This is a genomic window from Porphyrobacter sp. SLTP, assembly GCF_009905735.1.
Taxonomy (GTDB): Bacteria; Pseudomonadota; Alphaproteobacteria; order Sphingomonadales; family Sphingomonadaceae; genus Erythrobacter.
Genome location: NZ_JAAALE010000013.1, coordinates 1 through 19,483, shown reverse-complemented (window position 1 = coordinate 19,483; position 19,483 = coordinate 1). Strand labels below are relative to the sequence as shown.

Sequence of the window (19,483 nt, the reverse complement as noted above, 5' to 3'; positions counted from 1 at the left end):
CATGATGGCGGGGCGGATCACCAATTGGCTGAAGGGCGACGGCACAACAGGGCCGACCGACGACGCGTTCGCACAGCTGCGCGCCGCCAAGGAAGCTGCTGAAGCCGCCAACGAAGCCAAGACCCGCTTCCTCGCCAGCGTCAGCCACGAGATCCGCTCCCCGCTCAATGCGATCTATGGCTATGCCCAGCTGCTGGAGCGCAATGACGGCAAGGACGCGCTCAATGCCGCACGGGTGATCCGCCGCAGCGCCGAACACCTGTCGCACCTGGTCGAAGGCCTGCTCGACATCGCGCAGGTCGAAGGCGGCGCACTGAAGCTGAGCCGGGAGGCGATCCGTTTCCCCGAGTTCCTCGCCCAGCTGATCGCCATGCTCGATCTGCAAGCGCAGGCGAAGGGGATCGCGCTGGTGCTCGACCATCCCCCGGGCTTGCCCGAGTTCGTCCATGCCGATCCCAAGCGCTTGCGGCAGGTGCTGATCAATCTGCTGACCAACGCGATCAAGTTCACCGATCACGGGTCGGTCACGCTCAAGGTCGAATATCGCAACCAGCTGGCGACCTTCACGGTGATAGACACCGGCATCGGCATCGCGCCCGGCGATGCGGAGCGGATTTTCGCGCCGTTCGAGCGGGTGGCGGGGCCGGCGGGCGAGCGGCCCGGCGTCGGGCTCGGCCTCGCGATCACGCAGGCGCTGGTGCATATGATGGGCGGCGAAATCCGGGTCGAGAGCGCACCGGGGGAAGGTTCGCGCTTCATCGTGCGGCTGATGCTGTCGCAGCCGCTCAGCCCGCCGACCGATCCGGCGCCGGAGCCCGGCGTTGTCACCGGCTATCTCGGGCGTGAACGCTGGGTGGTGCTGATCGATGACGATACGGCGCATCTGGCGATGGTGCGCGGCCTGCTCGAACCGCTGGGTTTCCGGGTGCACACCGCCAGCGATGGCGAGACCGGCCTTGCGCTCGCCGCGCAGGTGCAGCCCGATCTGGTGCTGTGCGATGTGATGCTGGGACGCGAGTCCGGATGGGACATTGCGGCGAAACTGCGCCGCCGCCACGGCGCGGCGTTGCGGATCGTGATGCTATCGGGTGAGGGACCCCATTCCGCCACATGGCCTGCGGACGGCCCGGCCAATGATACGTTTGTGATGAAGCCGTTCGAATTTACTGTGCTGCTCGATGTGATTGCCGACCAGTTGGGGCTCGAATGGCTCCGGGCCGGTGGCTCCGCCCGTGACCTGCCCGAAGCTGGCGTTCCGCACCTGTCGCCAGGCATCGCGTCCCGTGCCGCTGCCCATTGCGCCGAAATCGAGCGGTTGGTGCGGATCGGCCACGTCCGCGCCATTGAAGCGGAGATCGACGCCATCGCCGCCCTCGCTCCCGAAGCGGCGCCGCTGGCCGAACGGATGCGGCGGGTGCTCGACAGCTTCGATCTGAAAGCGCTGGCCGACCTTGCCAAAGCGGTGGCTGCCGATGCGCGCTAAGGACTGCATCCTCGTCGTTGACGACAGCCCGGAATCGCTGCGGTTCCTGGTCGATACCCTCGAAGCCGAGGACATGACCGTGCTGATCGCCCGCAGCGGAGAGGCGACGCTTGAACTGCTGGCCGAAGTGCAGCCCGACCTCATCCTGATGGACGCGATCATGCCCGGCATCGGCGGGATCGAGACCACGCAGGCGATCAAGCGCAATCCGGCGACCGCGCATATCCCGGTGATCTTCATGACCGGCCTCAACGATCCCGAACACGTGGTCGCCGCGCTCGGCACCGGCGGGGTCGATTATGTGCGCAAGCCGGTGGTGATCGAGGAACTGCTGGCGCGGATGAAGGTGCACCTCGCCAATGCCCGCACAACCTATCGCTCCCGGCTGGCGCTCGGTCTGGCCGGGCGCAGTCTGGCGGCGCTGGGCGAGGATGCGGGGCTGATCTGGTGCACGCCGCAGGCCGAAGCGCTGTTCATCGCGGTCGATCCCGACTGGACCGCCGATCGCGGCGTGCTGCCGGAAGCCTTGATCGGCGCAGCCCTCGGTCTGATCGCCGCAGACGCCGTCCAGCCGCCGGCCAGCACACGCGTCGATGTGCGCGGGCTGGAGATTGATCTCGCCTTGGTCGAAACCGGTCGGCCGGGCGAAAGCCTGATCCGCGTCACCGAAGTGCGGGAAGATGGCAAGATCGCCGACCTGCAAAAGCATAACGGCCTGACCCGGCGCGAGGCGGAAGTGCTGCTGTGGGTGAGCTATGGCAAAACCAACAAGACGATCAGCGAGATTCTTGGTATAAGCCCGCGGACGGTGAACAAGCACTTGGAACAGGTGTTCCGTAAACTCGGGGTCGAAACCCGCGCCGCCGCGACGGCCATTGCCGTGCGATATCTTGCTGATTGATCACTTTCTCACTGAAATCACGTCACTTTCCACGGGTCCGCGCAAACCTACGTCATTTGGCCACTTCCTCGAATGGGGGAGGTCGCCATGGGTATTTGGAATGAAACGGACATCTTAAGGGGAGTTCCTCATGGCCGGAGTGCAGGTGGGCAAGCGTATTATCGGAGCAGATGCTCCGGTGATTGTCGGCTGGGAGAATATCGGCCGGGTCCAAGGCGGTCCGGTCAAGCAATTCGTGTTCACGTACTTCCAGCCCGCGATGCTTTTTGCCGCGATCCTGTTCTGGTACTACGCCCCCAATTGGCTCGCCGTCGCCTCGACCGCGATTGCCATCCGGCTCGGCTGGATGATCCTGTTGCTGGCGCTCGAATGGGTCAATCCGCGCTATGAAAGCTGGCAACTGACGTGGAAGGAATTCGCCACGGACGCCTTCTATGTCGGGCTCGGCATGACCTTCCTCGGCATGGTCGATGCCTACATCGGCGATGGGGTGATCATCAAAGCGGTACAGGGCGTGTTCGATTGGGAGAAGTTCAGCTGGTTCACGGGCCTGCCGCTCTTGCTGCAAGCGGTGCTGATCTCGATGATCTTCGACTTCGGCCAGTACTGGATGCACCGCGCGATGCACAATTGGTACCCGCTGTGGCTGACCCATGCGCCGCACCACTACATCACCCAGCTCAACATCAACAAAGGCGCGGTCGGCAACCCGATCGAACTGTTCCTGATCGGCCTCGGCATCGGCGGACTGTTCGACTTCCTGCCGCGCGCTTTCCTGCTGGCAGGGGCCATCGGGATGACGGTGAGCGTCTATCAGCACATCAACGTGCGCTTCAACACGCCGCGCTGGTGGCGGTTCATCTTCAACACGGTGGAGCATCACTCCGTCCACCACTCGCAGGATTACGAGGCAACCCGCAGCAATTACTCGGGCACCTGGATCATCTGGGACCGCATCTTCGGCACCTGTGTCGATGGTGAGGCCGAGGTGCTGGGCATGGAAGGCGGACGCCGGATGCATATTGGCGAGACGATGATCTTCCCGTTCCGCGAAGGCTGGCGCAGCACCAAGGCCGCGCTGGACAAGCGCTTCGGGCGCGGGGCCAACCCGCAGCTTCAAACAGCCCAGATGGAGCCTGCCGAGTGAGCGGAACGTCTGGGGGTATTGCCAGTGAGACAACGGGGCCGTGGGGCGCGGCGCCCTCCCCGGAACGCCCGGCGGGCCTTCCGACCATGAGGGTGCCGCTGATCGACCACATCTGGCGGGTGCGCGGCGATGTGCCGATTGACCCTCTGCTTGCGCCGGAGGAGGTCTTCGCCCGGCTTGATCCGCTGCTGCGCACGCCGGGGACGGCCGTGCGCGCGGAGGGCGGCACGCTGACCTATTCGAAAGACAACCCGGCCGCGCAGGACAAGCTGGCAACCTTCACCTGCGGCCAGCTGCGGATCGAGCGGGTCGGCGCGGGCGCGGTGCTGCGCTTTGACCTGTTCAGCCACGCGCTGCTGCTGTGCTTCCTCGCACCGCTGCTGTTCCTCGGCTTTGCCCAGATGGCGGTGGCGATCAACGCCTGGGAAGGCGCGGGCGCCGACGCGTCGGAGAAGGCTGAGAAGAAGGATGAGAAGCCGAAGCCGGTGAAGGTGCTCAACCCGGTCGATCAATTCCTCGGTGCGCCTGCGCCTGAAGATCCGAACAAGAAGAAGAAAGACGAGAAGAAGGACGAAGGCCGCCATTCGCCGGATGAGGGGTACTTCATGGCGGGTGTCTTCGCGCTGATCTATCTCGTTGGGCGCTGGCTGGAGCCGTGGCTGGTGCGGCGACGCTTCCGCGCGGCGCTCGCAAACCCGCCCGCTGCGGGCTAGGACATTCGGGCAAAATTGGCGACGCCGGGTGCCGGCGTGCGCTGTGCGGCAGGCTCGCTGATCGGGGTGGCGCTCGCCGGAGCGACCTTCGCCATTGCCGCCGTCACCGCGCCGAGTTCGTCCGGCGCAAGTGAATAGAACACCAGCTTGGCATCCTTGCGCGTGGCGACCAGTCCGGCCTTGCGCAACACGCCAAGCTGCTGCGACAGGCCCGGCTGGACGATCCCGGTCGCCTGCTCCAGCTCACCAACATTGCGCTCGCCGCCTGCCAACGTCGTCAGAATCCGCCAGCGCAAGGGATGAGCGAGGGCTTTGAGCGCTTCGATCAGATCATCGTCAGCCATCAGTCGCCGCTCCGCTCATCGCGCAGGAACCAGCTGGTCGCGTCCTTCGCGTCGAACACCTCATCCAGGGTCTGGCTCGGCGGATTGAGCAGCGGCTCACCCGGCTGCCAGTTGGCAGGGGCGAGGGCGCCCTTCGCGTCGATCGCCTGGAGCCCATCGAGGATGCGCAGCATCTCGGGGACCGAGCGGCCAAGGTTTGCGGGATAGCAGGTCATCGCCCGGATCACGCCCTTGGGGTCAATGAAGAAGGTCGTGCGCACCGCCGCGCTGTCGCTGTCCTGCGCGCCGACCATGCCGAAGGCGCGGGCGATCACCAGTGTCGGGTCTTCAAGGATGGGAAAGCGCACCTCGACGCCAAAGCGGTCGCGGATCATTCTGAGCCACGCGAAGTGCGAAAACAGGCTGTCGACCGAGAGCGCCATCAGCGCACAGTCGCGCGCCTCGAACGCCGCCGCCTCGCGGGCGAGGGCGACGAATTCGGTGGTGCAGACCGGGGTGAAGTCCGCCGGGTGCGAGAACAAGACCAGCCAGCGCCCCCGGTGATCGGAGAGTCGCACCGGGCCGATGGTGCTGCGCGCTTCGAAATCGGGGGCGAAATCGCCGATCCGCAGGCCTGCACAGGGGGGAAGGGGGGAGGCGGTCTGGTCCATGGACCGGGTCATAGCACTTGACTCTTCAATTGCAATACATATACACGATTTATGAAAATGACGGGAGGTTGGGAATGAGCGCGATTGACCCTGTGCTGCAAAGCGCAACCGCGCAGGTGTTGAAGGCCGTTGATGACTCAGCACTGCGCCCCGAAATCGCGAGCTTTTTCGACCCGGCGACCTTCACCGTCACCTATGTCGTCCACGATCCGGCGACACTTGAGGCCGCGGTGATCGACTCGGTGCTCGACTTCGATCCCAACTCTGGGCGGACCGCTACGCTGTCGGCCGACCGGGTGATCGACCATGTCACTTCGCATAATCTGAAAGTGACATGGCTGCTGGAGACCCATGCCCACGCCGATCACTTCTCTGCCGCGCCCTATCTTCAGGAGAAGATTGGCGGCAAAATCGCCATCGGTGCAGACATAACCACGGTCCAATCCGTGTTCGGCAAGCTGTTCAATGCCGGAACCGAGTTCGCGCGGGACGGATCGCAGTTCGATGTGCTGTTCAGGGACGGCGACACCTTCACCATCGGCAATCTGCCCGTGACAGTCATGCATGTCCCCGGCCACACGCCCGCCTGCATTGCCTATGTGGTGGGCGAGGCGGTGTTCGTGGGCGATACGATGTTCATGCCCGACTACGGCACGGCGCGCGCTGACTTCCCCGGCGGGGACGCGCGCACGCTGTTCCGCTCGCTGCGCCGGATCCTCGCGCTGCCGCCCGCGACCCGTCTGTTCATGTGTCACGACTATCTGCCCAAGGGCCGCAACGACTATGTGTGGGAGACCACCGTCGCCGCGGAACGCGCAGGCAATGTCCACGCGCATGACGGGATTACCGAGGACGAATTCGTTGCCATGCGCGAGGCGCGTGACGCAACGCTTGATATGCCGCGCCTGATCCTGCCTTCGGTGCAGGTGAATATGCGCGCGGGCCATATGCCCCCGCCGGACGATAATGGCGTCACCTACCTCAAGATCCCGGTCAACGCCGTATGACATTACCCGGATTCCCTGATGCCGCACCGCTTGATGGCCTGATCGGCGGCGTTCTGATCGGACTAGCGGCGGCGCTGATGCTGCTGGGGGCGGGGCGGATCGCTGGCGTCTCGGGCATTGCCGCGCGCGCCTTCGGGCTTGCCAGCGGGTCGCAACCGCGGCTCGGCGCATGGGCCTTCATCATCGGCCTGCCCTTGGGGGCGCTGATCGTGACCAGCCAGACTGCCGCTTCAGCCCCGGCCTTCGCCAATCCGGTGACGCTAGCCATCGCGGGAGTGATCGTCGGCGTCGGCACCCGCCTCGGCAGCGGCTGCACCAGCGGGCATGGCGTATGCGGCCTCAGCCGCCTGTCGCAGCGGTCGCTGGTCGCCACCGCCACCTTCATGGCGACCGGCTTTGCCACAGTCGCCGCGATGAACGCGCTCGGCCTTGCGGTGCTGCCATGATCCGCGAAACGCTGGTCCCGCTCGCTTCGGGCACCATTTTTGGCGCAGGCCTCACCATCGGCGGCATGACCGATCCGGCGCGGGTGCGCGGGTTCCTCGACCTGTTCGGAGACTGGGATCCGACGCTCGCCTTTGTGATGGGCGGAGCGGTGCTGGTGATGGCGTTCGCCTGGGCCGTGCAACGCAAGATGCTGCGCCCCTTCTTTGGTGATGGCTTCGCTCTGCCTGACCGGAGCGACATCACCCCGCGCCTGATCGGCGGATCGGCGCTGTTCGGGATTGGCTGGGCCATCGCCGGGCTGTGCCCCGGGCCCGGCTTTGCCGCGCTGGCCATCGCGCCCGCCTCGGCAGCGATCTTCGTAATCGCGATGCTTGGCGGAATGCTTCTCGTGCGGCTGATCGAAAGCTGAGCCGGTGAGCGCGGCGCAGAGATGATCGATCCGCTGCACCTTGCGCTGGGCGGAATGTCGGGCGTGCTCGTCGGTTTCGCGCTCGGGCTCGTGGGCGGCGGCGGGTCGATCCTCGCGGTGCCGCTGATGGTCTATCTGGTCGGCGTGCCAAACCCCCATGTCGCGATCGGCACCAGCGCGCTGGCAGTGGCGGCCAATGCCGCGACCGGCCTGTTCCAGCATGCCCGCGCGGGAGATGTGCGGTGGCGCTGCGGCCTGATGTATGCAGCTTTTGGCGTCGTCGGCGCGCTTGGCGGTTCGACCCTCGGCAAGAGCTTTGATGGGCAGAAGCTGCTGTTCCTGTTTGCGCTGCTCATGCTGGTGGTCGGCGCGATGATGCTGCGCAGCCGCAAGGCGGAAGGCGATCCCCATGTCAGGCTCAACCGCGAAAATGCCCCGCGCCTCATGGCCTTCGGTCTCGGCACGGGCGCATTCAGCGGCTTTTTCGGGATCGGCGGCGGGTTCCTGATCGTGCCGGGACTGATTGCCTCGACCGACATGATGATGATCAATGCGGTCGGCACCAGCCTGGTGGCGGTGACCGCCTTCGGGCTCGCGACGGCTGGCAATTACGCCCTTTCGGGCCTGATCGACTGGGTTCTGGCCGGCGTATTCATCGCTGGCGGTGTGGCTGGCGGGCTGGCCGGCACGCGGCTGTCGCACCGCCTGTCGGCGGGCGGCCAGCTCAAGACCGTCTTCGCGCTGCTGATCTTCGTGGTGGCCTTCTACATGCTCTACCGCAGCGGGCTGGCGCTCTGGGGTTGAGCCTTGCAACCCTTTCGGCCTGAAACCGTATATCCGGTGCAGCCTTTGCATTTGATCGCTGCAGCTACGGGATTACGCCCTCATCATGCTTGAGAACCTCGACGCTCTGCTGCTTGCGCGGATCCAGTTCGCGTTCACCGTCAGCTTCCATTTCTTCTTCCCGGCCTTCTCGATCGGGCTGGCGAGCTACCTTGCGGTGCTTGAGGGGCTGTGGCTGAAGACCGGCAAGTCGGTCTATCACGACCTGTTCAAGTATTGGTTGAAGATCTTCGCGATTGCCTTTGCCATGGGCGTCGTCTCCGGCATCGTCATGTCCTACCAGTTCGGCACCAACTGGGCCGTATTCTCGGACAAGGCGGGGCCGGTGATCGGGCCGCTGATGGCCTATGAGGTGCTGACCGCATTCTTCCTCGAAGCAGGCTTCCTTGGCGTGATGCTGTTCGGGATGGAGAAGGTCGGCAAGAAGCTGCACTTCGCCGCGACGCTGATGGTGGCGCTCGGCACCTTTGTTTCGGCCTTCTGGATCCTCAGCGTCAACAGCTGGATGCAGACCCCGACGGGGTACGAGATTGGCGCGAATGGCCAGTTCCTGCCCGGCCCCAGCTGGTGGGACATCGTCTTCAACCCGAGCTTCCCTTATCGCTTGGTCCACACGGTGATGGCCGCCTATCTGACGACCGCCTTCGTGGTCGGCGCGGTGGGCGCATGGCACCTGCTCAAGGACAAGGCCAACCCGCACGCGCGCACAATGTTCTCGATGGCGATGTGGATGGCCGCGATCGTCACGCCCTTGCAGATTTTCGCAGGCGACATGCACGGGCTCAACACGCTCGAACATCAGCCGGCCAAGGTGATGGCGATGGAGGGGCACTACCAAAGCCACCCCGAGGGCGCGCCACTGATCCTGTTCGGCATTCCCGACAGCGAAGCCCGGACAGTGCGTTACGCGATCGAGATTCCCAAGGCCTCCTCGCTGATCCTCAAGCATGATCTGAACGCGCCGATGGCGGGCCTCGACACGATCCCCGATGACAAGGAGCCGCCGGTCGGCACCGTGTTCTGGAGCTTTCGGGTGATGGTCGGCATCGGCTTTGCGATGCTCGGGATTGGACTGTGGAGCCTGTTCGGGCGCGTTCGTGGGCGGCTCTTTGACATGCCGTTGTTGCATCGTGCCGCTGTGGTCATGGGGCCATCGGGCTTTGCCGCCGTGCTGGCCGGGTGGATCACGACCGAAGTGGGCCGCCAGCCCTATGTGATTTACGGCGTGCTGAGGACAGCCGATGCGGCCAGCCCGCTTGACGCGCCTGCTGTCGCGGCGTCGCTGCTGGCGTTTGTGATCGTCTACTTCACCGTCTTCGGCATCGGCGTGTGGTATATCCTCAAGCTGATGGGCAAACCGCCGCATGCGGGCGAGAGCGGGATCAAGGGCGAGATTGATGGCCCGATCCGCACCGCCGGGATCACCCCCGGTCCGACGCAGAACCCCGGCGGCGACGAGCCGCTGCCGACCGAAGCGCCTTCCGAAAAGGAGCCGGTGTGATGGATCTCACAGTCATCTGGGCCTTCATCATCGCCTTTGCGGTCTTTGCCTACGTGGTGATGGATGGCTTCGACCTCGGCATCGGTATCCTGTTCCCGACCTTCCGGGTCGGGCAGGGCCGCAACCGGGCGATGAACTCGATTGCGCCGGTGTGGGATGGCAACGAGACCTGGCTGGTGCTGGGCGGCGGCGGGCTGTTTGCGGCCTTTCCGCTGGCCTATGCTGTGATCCTGCCTGCGACCTATCCGCTGATCATCGCGATGCTGCTCGGCCTCGTGTTCCGGGGTGTGGCGTTCGAATATCGCTGGCGTGATCCGGCTCATGAGAAGTTCTGGGACTTGGCGTTCTTCGGCGGCTCGCTGGTCGCGGCGATGTCGCAAGGGATGATCCTCGGTGCGTTGCTGCAAGGGATCGAGGTTGACGGTCGGGCCTATGCCGGCAGCTGGTGGGATTGGCTGACGCCGTACACCTTCCTCACCGGGCTTGGCACGGTTGCGGGCTATGCGCTGCTCGGCAGCACGTGGCTGATCTGGAAGCTCGACGGCGGAGTGCAGGCCCATGCGCGCTATGTTGCCTTCCGGGCCGCGCTTGCGACAATCGTGCTGATGGGCGCGGTGAGCCTCTACAACATCACCCTCAACCCCGAATATGCTGCGCACTGGCTGTCTGCGCCCGAGGTGTACTGGGTCGCACCCGTGCCGATTGTGACCGCGCTGGTGGCAATCACACTGATCCGGACGATCCGGGGGACCGGCAATTCCGCGCCGTTCTGGCTGGCGATTGCGCTGTTCTTCTTGGGCATGAGCGGGCTGGGTGTCACCATCTGGCCCAATGTCGTGCCACCCTCGATCACGATCTGGGACGCTGCCGCGCCTGAGCGGAGCCAGGAATTCATGCTGGTCGGCGTCGCGCTGACCTTGCCGCTGATCATCGCCTACACCGTGTGGGCCTATTGGGTGTTCCGCGGCAAGGTCGGCCATGAGGGGTATCACTGATGCTCGCCCCGCCGGAACTAGAACCTGAGAAGCCCCTGTGGCAGCGCTTGCTATGGATGGCGGGCATCTGGGCGGCGAGCGTCGCCGTGCTGGGCGCGGTCGCTTATGTGATCCGGCTGTGGATCGCGCCTTGAGCGGCACGGTCAAGGTCTGGTTCGACGGTGCCTGCCCCCTGTGCCTGCGTGAGATCGCGCTGATGCGTCGGCTCGACCGGCGCGGGGCAATCACCTTCGTTGATGTCGCGAGCGGCGCCGATCCTTCCTGCCCGATCGACCGCGCGAAACTGCTCGCCCGGTTCCATGCCGAGGAAGACGGCGTGGTCCACTCTGGCGCGGCCGCCTTTGCGGCGATGTGGCGCGCCATCCCGTTGCTGCGTCCGCTGGGGCTGGCCGCGCGCAATGGCTTTGTGTTGCGCGTGCTGGAGGCCGCTTACCTGCGCTTCCTCAAGGTACGTCCGCGCCTGCAACGCTTCTTCGCCTAGAAAACCGCTTGCCCTGCACCCGTGGATCGTCTGATCTGTTCCCATAAGCAACGGGAGAGACCAGCCGCCATGAGCAATTTCGGCGCAATGCAGAACGAAATCTACAACGCCGGTTTGCGGGGCATTCTGCCGACGTGGCCGGTCGATTTCGCCACCCTCGAAAAGCGGGCACATGAGGCGCTGGGGCCGGGTCTCACCAATTATGTCGCGGGCGGTTGCGGCGATGAGCATACGCAAAACAGCAATGCTTCTGCCTTCCACCACTGGGGCATGGTGCCGCGGATGATGGTCGATTGCTCGGTGCGGGATCTCAGCATCGAACTGTTCGGCCACACCTATCCCACGCCGCTGTTCATGGCCCCCATCGGCCTGAACGGAGAGGCGACGCAGGATCGTCATGGGGACATGGCCGCCGCACGCGCTGCGGCGCTGACGGGGGTGCCGTTCTGTGCTTCGACCCTCGCCAATGATCCGCTGGAGGATGTGAAGGCAGCCTGCGGCGATACGCCCGCGTGGTTCCAGCTCTACACCCCCAAGAACAGGGAACTCGCGACCAGCCTGATCCGCCGCGCCGAGGAGGCTGGCTATAGCGCGCTGGTGGTGACGCTCGACACCTGGGTAACGGGCTGGCGGCCGCGCGATCTCAACGCGTCGAACTTCCCGCAGCTGCGCGGCAAAGTCTTGCAGAACTACTTCACCGACCCCGTGTTCCGCTCGCTGCTGGCCAAGCCGCCCGAGGAAGATCCGGCGGCGGCGATCTTTACTTGGGCGGCGACCTTTGGGCAGGTGCTCACGTGGGACGACATGGCGTGGTTCAAGTCGGTGACCAAGCTGCCCATCGTCCTCAAGGGCATCTGCCACCCCGACGACGCGCGTCGCGCGGTCGATTGCGGGGCGGACGCAGTCTATTGTTCGAATCACGGCGGGCGGCAGGCCAATGGCGGGATCGCGACCATCGATCTGCTGGAGGATGTGGTGACAGCCTCGGGCGACACGCCGGTGCTGTTCGACAGCGGCATCCGTTCCGGCTCCGATGCCGTCAAGGCCTTGGCGATGGGTGCGCGGGCGGTTGGCGTGGGGCGGCCGTACACCTATGGTCTGGCGTTGGGCGGGGCTGAGGGGGCCGCTTGGGTGCTGCGCTCGATCCTGGCCGAGGCGGACCTGCTGATGGCGGTCAACGGCTATCCGACGCTCGCCGATGTTCGCGCCGCCGGGGTTCGCCGCACGACGGCCTAGGCCCTCCGCGCGATTCTTACCTAGAACTGCATTAAGACACTATTTATGCAGGGAATTTATGCTATCCATTGCGATATAACAACACGCACTTCGGGGACGCATGACATGGAAAAACCAACCATCTGGTCGAGCCGGCCAGATCTGATGCGACGCACTGTTTGCTTGCAGGATGAACAGGTGCGGCGGGCGCGCTATGGTCAAATCCAGCCGATGGAACAGCGCAAGTCGCTACTTTCGCGGATCGCTTGGAAGAACCTGCGCGCCTAACCGCCGGACTTGGCCAGCATGACCAGCTTGGTATCGGTGAAGGCAAGGTAGCCTTCCTCGCCGCCTTCCGATCCGAACCCGCTGTCGCCGATCCCGCCGAACGGGGTTTCGGGCGAAGAGACGATCAGCTGGTTGATCCCCACCATGCCTGCGCGCAGCGCCCGGCCGAGGTAATGGGCTTCGTCCAGATCGCCCGAGAAGGCATAGGCGGCAAGGCCATAACGGAGGCCATTGGCGATCCCGACCGCGTCCTCGATCGCATCGAAGGGCACAATCCCGGCGATGGGGCCGAAGGGTTCTTCGGTCATGAAGCGGCTGTCGGGCGAGGGATTGGCGATCACGGTCGGCTGGAAGAAGAACCCACTGCCAGCGATCACGGAGCCGCCGGTTACGACTTCGCCGCGGTTGCCGCCAGCGTCCGCCACGACCTGCTCCATGGCCGCAATCCGGCGGCCGTGGGCGAGCGGGCCCATGTCGACGCTTTCATCCGCGCCCGGATCGCCAACCTTCAGCTTGCTTGCAACGGCGGCGAATTCGGCGACGAAGCGGTCGTAAATCTCGCGCGCGACCAGAAACCGGGTGGGCGAGACGCAGACCTGTCCGGCGTTGCGGAACTTGGTGCTGGCGCACATCGCCACCGCGCGGTCCAGGTCGGCGTGCTTGCTGACGATCACCGGGGCATGTCCGCCCAATTCCGGGGTGAAGCGCTTCATGTGGGTCGCCGCGAGCGCACCCAGCTGCTTGCCAACCGCGGTCGATCCGGTGAAGCTCACCTTGCGGGTGACGGGCGAGGCGATGAGGTGTTCGGACACCGGGCCGGGATCGCCATGGACGAGGTTGAGCACACCCTTGGGCACGCCCGCATCGACGAAGCATTCCACCAGCAGTTGCGCCGAGCCCGGGGTGTTTTCGGCCGGCTTGAGGATGGCAGTGCAGCCCGCCGCCAACGCACCGGCGATCTTCTTGACCGGCAGATTGATCGGGAAATTCCACGGGGTGAGCAGGACAGCAGGACCAATCGGCTCGTGGGTCACCATCTGCGCGATCAGCGCCGCGCCGCGTGTCGGGATCAGGCGTCCGCCGCGACGCTTGGCCTCTTCGCCGAGAAAGTCGATCACGTCGCAGGACGAGGTGATCTCGCCGATGGCCTGCGCGCGAGGCTTGCCCATTTCGGCGGTCACCACCCGGGCGATCGCAGGCGCGCGTTCGCGCAGCAGGTCGGCGGCGCGGCGCAGGATCGCGTAACGCTCCGCCCCTGAAGTGCGGCTCCAGCTCGCAAAGGCATCGTCCGCCGCCTTCAGTGCGGCATCGAGCTGCGCGGGTGAGGCCTTGGGGCACTGGCCGATTGCCGCGCCAGTGGCGGGGTTGATCACGTCCATCGTGCCTGCCTCTCCGGCTTCGATCCAGTCGCCGTTGATGAACATCTTGAGGGTGGGGTAGTCGGTCATCGGTCAGTTCCTGATGGTGTGGGCGCGCACAAATGTTCCACGCGAAACATCGCCGCGACGGCGCGCTGGAGGGGGTCTAGATGGGGTCTAGCAAGGTCTAAACCGCTATGACGTGCTGCTCAATCGCTCCGAAGATCGAATGGTTGTGCGCGTCCCGCATCTCGATCCGCACCGTGTCCCCAACCTGCATGAACGGCGTTTTGGCAGCCCCATCGCGGATCGTTTCAATCATGCGGATTTCCGCGATGCAGGAATAGCCCGCGCCGCCTTCCGCCACTGGCTGACCGGGGCCGCCATCGGCACCCTTGTTCGAGATCGTGCCTGTGCCGATGACCGTGCCCGCGCCGAGGTTACGGGTCTTGGCGGCATGGGCGACGAGTTGCGCGAGGTTGAAAGTCGCATCCTTGCCCGCATTCGCCCGTCCGAACGGCGCGCCATTCAGATCGACCATCAGCGGCAGATGGATCAGATAGTCAGCCCAGGCCTCGCCGAGTTCATCCGGCGTCACTGCTACGGGTGAAAAGGCACTGGCCGGCTTGGACTGGAAGAAGCCGAAGCCCTTTTCCAGTTCCGCCGGGATCAGGCCCCGCAGCGACACATCGTTCACCAGCATCAGCAGCTTGATGTGGCTGGCTGCTTCTTCCGCAGACACGCCCATCGGCACATCATCGGTGATGCAGGTGATCTCGCCCTCCATGTCGCAGCCCCATGCCGGATCGCCCAGCGGGATATCCTGACGCGGGCGCAGGAAGCTGTCCGATCCGCCCTGATACATCAGGGGATCGGTGTAGAAACTCTCGGGGACGGTTGCGCCCCGCGCCTGACGCACCAGCTCGACATGGTTGATGTAAGCGCTGCCATCGGCCCACTGATAGGCGCGCGGCAGGGGGGAATGCGCCTGCCGCTCGTGGAAGCGTTCGCACGGCACGGTCTCGTGCTCGACATCGCGGGCGAGCAGTTCAAGCTCCGGCGCGATCCGCTCCCAATCATCAAGCGCGGCTTGCAGGGTCGGCGCGATATAGCCTGCTGCCGAGCAGCGGGTCAGGTCTTTCGAGACCACCACCAGCTTGCCGTCGCGCGTGCCATTATCGAGGGTTGCGAGTTTCATTGGGCGTTCCTCCGTCCGGAAAAATCTAGGGTGCGTCGATCTGCTTGTCGGGATGCGCTGCAGCAAAGGCGGGCAGCGCAAGGCAGGCAGCTTCGATGCGGGTCATGTGGGGGCTGCTCGTCAGGTCGTAATTGAACCGCCGAGCATTCGCGAGCTGAGGGATCAGCACGATCTCGAACAGACCGGGGGCGTCACCCTGGAGGAAATCGCCCGCACCCAGCTGCGCCAGCCGCGCCTCGACCGGGTTCAGCGTGCGCGCCAGCCAGTGGCGATACCACGTGTCGATTTCGTCCTGCGTGTGGCCGAGGGGGTCTTTCAGATACTTCAGCACCGGCAGATTGTTGACCGCGTGAATCTCGGTCGCGATCCCGTAAGCGAGTTCGCGCACCGTGTAGCGCGTCTCGATATCGGCGGGCAGGAACCGCGGCTCGGGATAGGCTTCATCCAGCCATTCGAGCAGCGCCATCGACTGCGCGCGGTCACGCCCGTCCGCCTCCAGCATCGGCAGCGAGCCGAAGGGGTTGCGGCTAGTGAAGGCTTCGTCCTTGTTTTCTGCTGTCACCAGATTGACCGGCACATTCTCGAAGGCGAGGCCTTTGAGGTTGAGCGCAATCCGCAGGCGGTAGGAGGTCGACGAGCGGAAGTAGCCGAACAGACGCATCAGAACGCTGCAATCCCCGTGATCGCGCGGCCCAGGATCAGCGCGTGGACATCATGCGTACCTTCATAGGTATTGACCGTTTCGAGGTTCACCATGTGGCGAATGACCTGATACTCCTCGGAAATTCCGTTGCCACCATGCATGTCGCGCGATTGCCGGGCAATATCCAAAGCCTTGCCGACATTGTTGCGCTTCACGATCGAGATCATGTCGGGCGCGAAGCGGCCCTCGTCGATCAAGCGGCCGACGCGGAGTGACGCCTGAAGGCCGAGCGCAATATCGGTCATCATGTCGGCGAGCTTCTTCTGGAACAGCTGCGTCGCGGCCAGCGGGCGGCCGAACTGGTGCCGGTCCAGCCCATATTGGCGCGCAGCATGGAGGCAGAATTCTGCCGCCCCCAGCGCGCCCCAGCTGATGCCGTAGCGCGCGCGGTTGAGGCAGCCGAACGGGCCCTTGAGGCCTTCGACATTGGGCAGCAGTGCCGAGGACGGCACCCGCACCTCGTCCATCATGATCATACCGGTGGTGGAGGCGCGAAGGCTGATCTTGCCCTTGATCTTGGGCGCGCTGAGCCCAGCCATGCCCTTTTCCAGCACGAAGCCGCGAATGGCGCCGCCATGGTCTTCGGACTTGGCCCAGACCACGAAGACATCGGCAAAGGGCGCGTTGCTGATCCAGGTCTTGCTACCGGAGATGACGTAATCATCCCCGTCCTTCCGGGCGTAGGTTTTCATCCCGGCAGGGTCTGAACCGGCATCAGGCTCGGTCAGACCAAAGCAGCCGATCAGCGTCCCGGCGGCAAGCCCGGGCAAGTATTTGCGGCGCTGTTCGTCAGAGCCATAGGCATAGATCGGGTGCATCACGAGGCTCGACTGCACGCTCGCCATTGAGCGGTAGCCCGAGTCCACCCGCTCGATCTCGCGGGCGATCAGGCCATAGGCGACATAGCCCGCGCCCGCGCCGCCGAATTCTTCGGGGATGGTCGCACCCAGCAATCCCGCGGCGCCCATCAGCGGGAAGAGTTCAGGCGCGTCGGTTTCCTCGCGAAAGGCGTCGATCACGCGCGGCTGAAGTTCGCTCTGCGCAAAGCCGTACGCGGCGTCGCGGATCATCCGCTCTTCCTCGGTCAGCTGACTTTCCAGGTCGAACGGGTCTTCCCAGTTGAACGGGGCCATTCGCGAATCCGCCCGCGAGGGGGCGCTGTTGGTGCCGTGCACGGGCATGCTCCTGCTTATTGTGTTTCTCCCAGCCTTTGCAGGCTTGGCAGGCCGGGGCAAGAGGGGCGACGCCAGCAGGAAGTGAGCATGCGCTCAGGCCGGGGCAATGACCCGGCTGACAGTTTCGAGGAGCATCGCCGGAGGGCAGGGTTTGGCCAGCGTGGTCGCGCCCGGAAAGCGGGCAGCGACTTCGGTCGCGGAATGCCGTTCGGAATGGAGGATCACGGGCACATTGTCATCGAGCAGCTTCTGCGCCAGCTCATACGACAGCCCATCGGTCAGCTCGATATCGAGGATCGCCAGATCGGGCTTTTCCTTTTGGCAGGCCAGCATCGCCGAGGAAATTCCGGCATGCGGCCCTTCAACTTCGTATCCGGCTTCCTCAAAAGTGTCGCACAGATCAAATCCAGTAATGAACTCGTCTTCGGCCACCAAGATCCGCAAAACCATTGACCCTCTCCCGCTTCTCCGACTCCCACAAATCAAAGTGTATCACGGATTGGACGTCAACCTTGCGCAATATTATCCATTGCGGCCGAATTGTGCCGCAAATGCGTTTTCGTCTCCCGCGGCCAGCAATTGCGCCTGTTCGACCCATTGATCACGCGTGATGCGACCAGCGAAACGGCCAAGCTGGGCATCTATCCGCTCGATATCGGCAGGCTGCCACGCGGCGATCTGGGCAAAGCTGCGGACCCCGAGTTCGCCCAGCAGCGCAGCCAGTTTGGGGCCGAGGCCCTTGATGCGGGTCAGATCGTCAGATGGGCCGGCGGAAGGCGGGCTGACGGTCGGTGTGATAGCTGGGCCGGCCTCGGCGTCGGTTGCCATCGGTGCGGCTGCCACCGCCTGACTGTTGGCAGCGGCCGACATCGCGCCCTGATTGATCTCGACTGCGCGCGGCGCATCGATCAACGCTTGATTGCGCGCCGCAGGGGCTGCGCCATCTTCCAGCACATCGCGGGCGAGCGGGGTGCCGCTTTCGTCCTCGATCACACGGGCCTTGCGGCTAAGGCGCGCGAGCACCCACACGGCCAGCACCAGTGCAACCAGACCGAGCAGGATCAGCGGCAGATAATTCATCAGGTCAGGGGACATGGCGCTTTTGCTCCCAAGCGAATCATGACGTTGCGGCGATGCGCTCTAGCAGCCTCGTGCGGCTTCGCCCAAGTCCCTGCGATCAGCCGCCCTTCATGCTGGCGGCCAACTGGTTCAATTGCAGGAATTCCTGCCGCCAGAAATTGTCCTGACTGCCTGCGAGTCTGCCGATGTCGTCAAAGCCGAAGCCCAGCATCATCTCGTCCCCGCGCAAGACCTGACCGTAAGCTGCGACCGCTGCGGCAAAGGCAAAATCGCCCTTGGGTGCGGTGGCCGAGGTGAGCGCGGCGGAGGGGACCGCTTGTTCGATCAGTTTCGAGGTATCGCCATCGGGCAGCTTGTAACGCAGCTTGACGTTGGCGGCCTCTGCCAGCTTGGCGGTCGCCGCTGCATCAGGCTTGTCCTCATAGCGGCGCGGCGCGATCCAGCCCTTGCCGCCGACAGGGACGACTTCGTAGATCGCGGTCACCTGATGACCCGCGCCGATCTCGCCCGCGTCGACCAGATCATTGTCGAAATCCTCTTCGCGCAGCGCCCGGTTCTCGTAGCCCACAAGGCGGTATTGCGCGATCGCGGCGGGGTTGAATTCGACCTGGATTTTCACGTCCTTGGCGATCGTGAACAGGGTCGATTGCATCTCCTCGCCCAGCACCTTTTTCGCTTCCAAGGCGGTGTCGATATAGGCGTAGTTGCCGTTCCCCTTGTTGGCGATCTGCTCCATCATCGCTTCGTTGTAGTTGCCCTGGCCAAAGCCCAGCGTGGTCAGCGTAATGCCGCTTTCGCGCTTCTTTTCGATCAGTTCGATCAGCGCCTTGGTGTCCGAGACTCCAACATTGAAATCGCCGTCGGTGGCCAGGATCACGCGGTTCACGCCGCCTTTGATGAAGTTGTCCTCGGCGATGCGATACGCAAGCTCGATCCCGGCGCCGCCTGCGGTCGATCCGCCCGCAGAAAGGCTATCCAGCGCGCGGCGAATCTTGGCGGTGTCGCTGGTGGGTTCCAGCACCATTCCCGCCGCGCCCGCATACACGACGATCGAGACGGTATCCTTGGGCGAAAGCTCCCCGGCAAGGCCCGCCAGCGCGGTCTTGACCAAGGGCAGCTTGTCCGGGGAATTCATCGAGCCCGAGACGTCCATCAGGAATACGAGGTTCGCAGGCGGACGCTCATCGCCCGTGATATCATACCCGCGCAGGCCGATGCGCATGAGGTAAGTGCCCGGGTTCCACGGGGTCTTGGCGACATCGGTGGTGACGCTGAACGGCTGGCTGCGATCCTTGGGCCGGGCATAGTCATAGCGGAAATAGTTGATCATCTCCTCGGTGCGGACGGCATCCTTGGGCGGCATCATGCCTTGGGTCAGGAACCGCCGGGCATTGGCATAGGCCCCGGTATCGACATCGACCGCGAAGGTGGAAACCGGCTCGGCAGCGGTCAGTTTGACGGGGGAGACCTCCTCGCCGTCATATTTCTCGCGGCCCGGCTACGATTTCTCGAACCGCTGGAAGAGCGGGGAGACAAGGTGATGCG

General features: G+C 64.5%; 23 protein-coding genes and 1 pseudogene. 14 read left to right on the top strand and 10 right to left on the bottom strand.

The window, feature by feature from the left end; all coding sequences use genetic code 11:
* Position 1: 1 nt before the first annotated feature.
* From GVM20_RS11680 to GVM20_RS11665, 4 genes are all read left to right on the top strand, one after another.
* Entirely contained in the window at positions 2–1,483 is a 1,482-nt protein-coding gene (locus GVM20_RS11680) for an ATP-binding response regulator (RefSeq protein ID WP_166547375.1), read from the top strand.
* Entirely contained in the window at positions 1,473–2,384 is a 912-nt protein-coding gene (locus GVM20_RS11675) for a response regulator transcription factor (RefSeq protein WP_166547374.1), read from the top strand. The genes GVM20_RS11680 and GVM20_RS11675 overlap by 11 nt, the downstream gene beginning before the upstream one ends.
* A gap of 130 nt (positions 2,385–2,514) precedes the next feature.
* Positions 2,515–3,531, top strand: coding sequence for a sterol desaturase family protein (locus tag GVM20_RS11670; protein WP_166547373.1), 1,017 nt, complete (start codon positions 2,515–2,517; stop codon positions 3,529–3,531).
* Positions 3,532–3,617: 86 nt separating this feature from the next.
* On the top strand, positions 3,618–4,244 hold the full coding sequence (locus GVM20_RS11665; RefSeq protein WP_166547372.1) for a hypothetical protein: 627 nt from the start codon (positions 3,618–3,620) through the stop codon (positions 4,242–4,244).
* Here the strand turns inward: GVM20_RS11665 and GVM20_RS11660 are convergent.
* Positions 4,241–4,588 (bottom strand): ArsR/SmtB family transcription factor, encoded by a 348-nt coding sequence (locus GVM20_RS11660; RefSeq protein ID WP_166547371.1) that lies wholly within the window; start codon positions 4,586–4,588, stop codon positions 4,241–4,243. The two genes, GVM20_RS11665 and GVM20_RS11660, sit on opposite strands and share 4 nt — an antisense overlap.
* Entirely contained in the window at positions 4,588–5,238 is a 651-nt protein-coding gene (locus GVM20_RS11655) for a peroxiredoxin (protein ID WP_166547370.1), read from the bottom strand. Before GVM20_RS11655 ends, GVM20_RS11660 begins: the two co-directional genes overlap by 1 nt.
* A 74-nt stretch (positions 5,239–5,312) precedes the next feature.
* Here GVM20_RS11655 and GVM20_RS11650 point away from each other — a divergent pair, with 74 nt between their 5' ends.
* The 10 genes from GVM20_RS11650 (at position 5,313) to GVM20_RS11610 (ending at position 12,424) form a co-directional block, all read left to right on the top strand.
* Positions 5,313–6,245, top strand: a complete 933-nt coding sequence (locus GVM20_RS11650; protein WP_166547369.1) for an MBL fold metallo-hydrolase — start codon at positions 5,313–5,315, stop codon at positions 6,243–6,245.
* Complete coding sequence (locus GVM20_RS11645) at positions 6,242–6,691, top strand: YeeE/YedE family protein (RefSeq protein ID WP_166547368.1); 450 nt, start codon at positions 6,242–6,244, stop codon at positions 6,689–6,691. The genes GVM20_RS11650 and GVM20_RS11645 overlap by 4 nt, the downstream gene beginning before the upstream one ends.
* Complete coding sequence (locus GVM20_RS11640; protein ID WP_166547367.1) at positions 6,688–7,101, top strand: DUF6691 family protein; 414 nt, start codon at positions 6,688–6,690, stop codon at positions 7,099–7,101. Before GVM20_RS11645 ends, GVM20_RS11640 begins: the two co-directional genes overlap by 4 nt.
* Positions 7,102–7,122: 21 nt before the next feature.
* Positions 7,123–7,905 carry a sulfite exporter TauE/SafE family protein gene (locus tag GVM20_RS11635; protein ID WP_166547366.1) on the top strand — a complete coding sequence of 261 codons (783 nt, stop codon included), beginning with the start codon at positions 7,123–7,125 and terminating at the stop codon, positions 7,903–7,905.
* 85 nt (positions 7,906–7,990) lie between these two features.
* Positions 7,991–9,445 carry a cytochrome ubiquinol oxidase subunit I gene (locus GVM20_RS11630; RefSeq protein ID WP_166547365.1) on the top strand — a complete coding sequence of 485 codons (1,455 nt, stop codon included), beginning with the start codon at positions 7,991–7,993 and terminating at the stop codon, positions 9,443–9,445.
* A complete protein-coding gene (gene cydB, locus GVM20_RS11625) occupies positions 9,445–10,440 on the top strand; it encodes a cytochrome d ubiquinol oxidase subunit II (RefSeq protein WP_166547364.1) in 996 nt (331 codons plus the stop codon). The genes GVM20_RS11630 and cydB overlap by 1 nt, the downstream gene beginning before the upstream one ends.
* On the top strand, positions 10,440–10,574 hold the full coding sequence (locus GVM20_RS16355; RefSeq protein WP_234031976.1) for a DUF2474 domain-containing protein: 135 nt from the start codon (positions 10,440–10,442) through the stop codon (positions 10,572–10,574). The genes cydB and GVM20_RS16355 overlap by 1 nt, the downstream gene beginning before the upstream one ends.
* Positions 10,571–10,921, top strand: coding sequence for a thiol-disulfide oxidoreductase DCC family protein (locus tag GVM20_RS11620; protein WP_234031975.1), 351 nt, complete (start codon positions 10,571–10,573; stop codon positions 10,919–10,921). Before GVM20_RS16355 ends, GVM20_RS11620 begins: the two co-directional genes overlap by 4 nt.
* A 69-nt stretch (positions 10,922–10,990) precedes the next feature.
* Positions 10,991–12,157: an alpha-hydroxy-acid oxidizing protein gene (locus tag GVM20_RS11615; protein ID WP_166547363.1), complete on the top strand. Its 1,167-nt coding sequence runs from the start codon at positions 10,991–10,993 to the stop codon at positions 12,155–12,157.
* 105 nt (positions 12,158–12,262) lie between these two features.
* Positions 12,263–12,424, top strand: a complete 162-nt coding sequence (locus GVM20_RS11610) for a hypothetical protein (RefSeq protein ID WP_166547362.1) — start codon at positions 12,263–12,265, stop codon at positions 12,422–12,424.
* Here the strand turns inward: GVM20_RS11610 and GVM20_RS11605 are convergent.
* The 8 genes and pseudogenes from GVM20_RS11605 to GVM20_RS16545 form a co-directional block, all read right to left on the bottom strand.
* Positions 12,421–13,872 (bottom strand): NAD-dependent succinate-semialdehyde dehydrogenase, encoded by a 1,452-nt coding sequence (locus tag GVM20_RS11605; protein WP_166547361.1) that lies wholly within the window; start codon positions 13,870–13,872, stop codon positions 12,421–12,423. The two genes, GVM20_RS11610 and GVM20_RS11605, sit on opposite strands and share 4 nt — an antisense overlap.
* A 97-nt stretch (positions 13,873–13,969) precedes the next feature.
* The gene (locus GVM20_RS11600; RefSeq protein WP_166547360.1) at positions 13,970–14,980 is read right to left on the bottom strand and encodes a fumarylacetoacetate hydrolase family protein; all 1,011 of its coding nucleotides are present in this window, start codon (positions 14,978–14,980) and stop codon (positions 13,970–13,972) included.
* Between the two features lie 25 nt (positions 14,981–15,005).
* Positions 15,006–15,641, bottom strand: coding sequence for a maleylacetoacetate isomerase (gene maiA, locus GVM20_RS11595; RefSeq protein WP_166547359.1), 636 nt, complete (start codon positions 15,639–15,641; stop codon positions 15,006–15,008).
* The gene (locus tag GVM20_RS11590) at positions 15,641–16,816 is read right to left on the bottom strand and encodes an acyl-CoA dehydrogenase (RefSeq protein WP_166547358.1); all 1,176 of its coding nucleotides are present in this window, start codon (positions 16,814–16,816) and stop codon (positions 15,641–15,643) included. Before GVM20_RS11590 ends, maiA begins: the two co-directional genes overlap by 1 nt.
* 135 nt (positions 16,817–16,951) lie before the next feature.
* A complete protein-coding gene (locus GVM20_RS11585) occupies positions 16,952–17,308 on the bottom strand; it encodes a response regulator (protein WP_166547357.1) in 357 nt (118 codons plus the stop codon).
* Between the two features lie 72 nt (positions 17,309–17,380).
* Positions 17,381–17,953, bottom strand: a complete 573-nt coding sequence (locus GVM20_RS11580; protein ID WP_166547356.1) for a helix-hairpin-helix domain-containing protein — start codon at positions 17,951–17,953, stop codon at positions 17,381–17,383.
* A gap of 82 nt (positions 17,954–18,035) precedes the next feature.
* Positions 18,036–19,160 (bottom strand): vWA domain-containing protein, encoded by a 1,125-nt coding sequence (locus GVM20_RS16550; protein ID WP_353653152.1) that lies wholly within the window; start codon positions 19,158–19,160, stop codon positions 18,036–18,038.
* A gap of 6 nt (positions 19,161–19,166) precedes the next feature.
* Positions 19,167–19,418: pseudogene (locus GVM20_RS16545) on the bottom strand (von Willebrand factor type A domain-containing protein); the annotation flags it as partial.
* Between the last annotated feature and the right edge of the window lie 65 nt (positions 19,419–19,483).

Bases quoted from the DNA above. Each gene is read 5' to 3' on its own strand.
- GVM20_RS11680 (WP_166547375.1), top strand. From the start codon at position 2: ATGATGGCGGGGCGGATCACCAATTGGCTGAAGGGCGACGGCACAACA.
- GVM20_RS11675 (WP_166547374.1), top strand. From the start codon at position 1,473: ATGCGCGCTAAGGACTGCATCCTCGTCGTTGACGACAGCCCGGAATCG.
- GVM20_RS11670 (WP_166547373.1), top strand. From the start codon at position 2,515: ATGGCCGGAGTGCAGGTGGGCAAGCGTATTATCGGAGCAGATGCTCCG.
- GVM20_RS11665 (WP_166547372.1), top strand. From the start codon at position 3,618: ATGAGGGTGCCGCTGATCGACCACATCTGGCGGGTGCGCGGCGATGTG.
- GVM20_RS11660 (WP_166547371.1), bottom strand. From the start codon at position 4,588: ATGGCTGACGATGATCTGATCGAAGCGCTCAAAGCCCTCGCTCATCCC.
- GVM20_RS11655 (WP_166547370.1), bottom strand. From the start codon at position 5,238: ATGGACCAGACCGCCTCCCCCCTTCCCCCCTGTGCAGGCCTGCGGATC.
- GVM20_RS11650 (WP_166547369.1), top strand. From the start codon at position 5,313: ATGAGCGCGATTGACCCTGTGCTGCAAAGCGCAACCGCGCAGGTGTTG.
- GVM20_RS11645 (WP_166547368.1), top strand. From the start codon at position 6,242: ATGACATTACCCGGATTCCCTGATGCCGCACCGCTTGATGGCCTGATC.
- GVM20_RS11640 (WP_166547367.1), top strand. From the start codon at position 6,688: ATGATCCGCGAAACGCTGGTCCCGCTCGCTTCGGGCACCATTTTTGGC.
- GVM20_RS11635 (WP_166547366.1), top strand. From the start codon at position 7,123: ATGATCGATCCGCTGCACCTTGCGCTGGGCGGAATGTCGGGCGTGCTC.
- GVM20_RS11630 (WP_166547365.1), top strand. From the start codon at position 7,991: ATGCTTGAGAACCTCGACGCTCTGCTGCTTGCGCGGATCCAGTTCGCG.
- cydB (WP_166547364.1), top strand. From the start codon at position 9,445: ATGGATCTCACAGTCATCTGGGCCTTCATCATCGCCTTTGCGGTCTTT.
- GVM20_RS16355 (WP_234031976.1), top strand. From the start codon at position 10,440: ATGCTCGCCCCGCCGGAACTAGAACCTGAGAAGCCCCTGTGGCAGCGC.
- GVM20_RS11615 (WP_166547363.1), top strand. From the start codon at position 10,991: ATGAGCAATTTCGGCGCAATGCAGAACGAAATCTACAACGCCGGTTTG.
- GVM20_RS11610 (WP_166547362.1), top strand. From the start codon at position 12,263: ATGGAAAAACCAACCATCTGGTCGAGCCGGCCAGATCTGATGCGACGC.
- GVM20_RS11605 (WP_166547361.1), bottom strand. From the start codon at position 13,872: ATGACCGACTACCCCACCCTCAAGATGTTCATCAACGGCGACTGGATC.
- GVM20_RS11600 (WP_166547360.1), bottom strand. From the start codon at position 14,980: ATGAAACTCGCAACCCTCGATAATGGCACGCGCGACGGCAAGCTGGTG.
- maiA (WP_166547359.1), bottom strand. From the start codon at position 15,641: ATGCGTCTGTTCGGCTACTTCCGCTCGTCGACCTCCTACCGCCTGCGG.
- GVM20_RS11590 (WP_166547358.1), bottom strand. From the start codon at position 16,816: ATGGCCCCGTTCAACTGGGAAGACCCGTTCGACCTGGAAAGTCAGCTG.
- GVM20_RS11585 (WP_166547357.1), bottom strand. From the start codon at position 17,308: ATGGTTTTGCGGATCTTGGTGGCCGAAGACGAGTTCATTACTGGATTT.
- GVM20_RS11580 (WP_166547356.1), bottom strand. From the start codon at position 17,953: ATGTCCCCTGACCTGATGAATTATCTGCCGCTGATCCTGCTCGGTCTG.
- GVM20_RS16550 (WP_353653152.1), bottom strand. From the start codon at position 19,160: ATGCGCATCGGCCTGCGCGGGTATGATATCACGGGCGATGAGCGTCCG.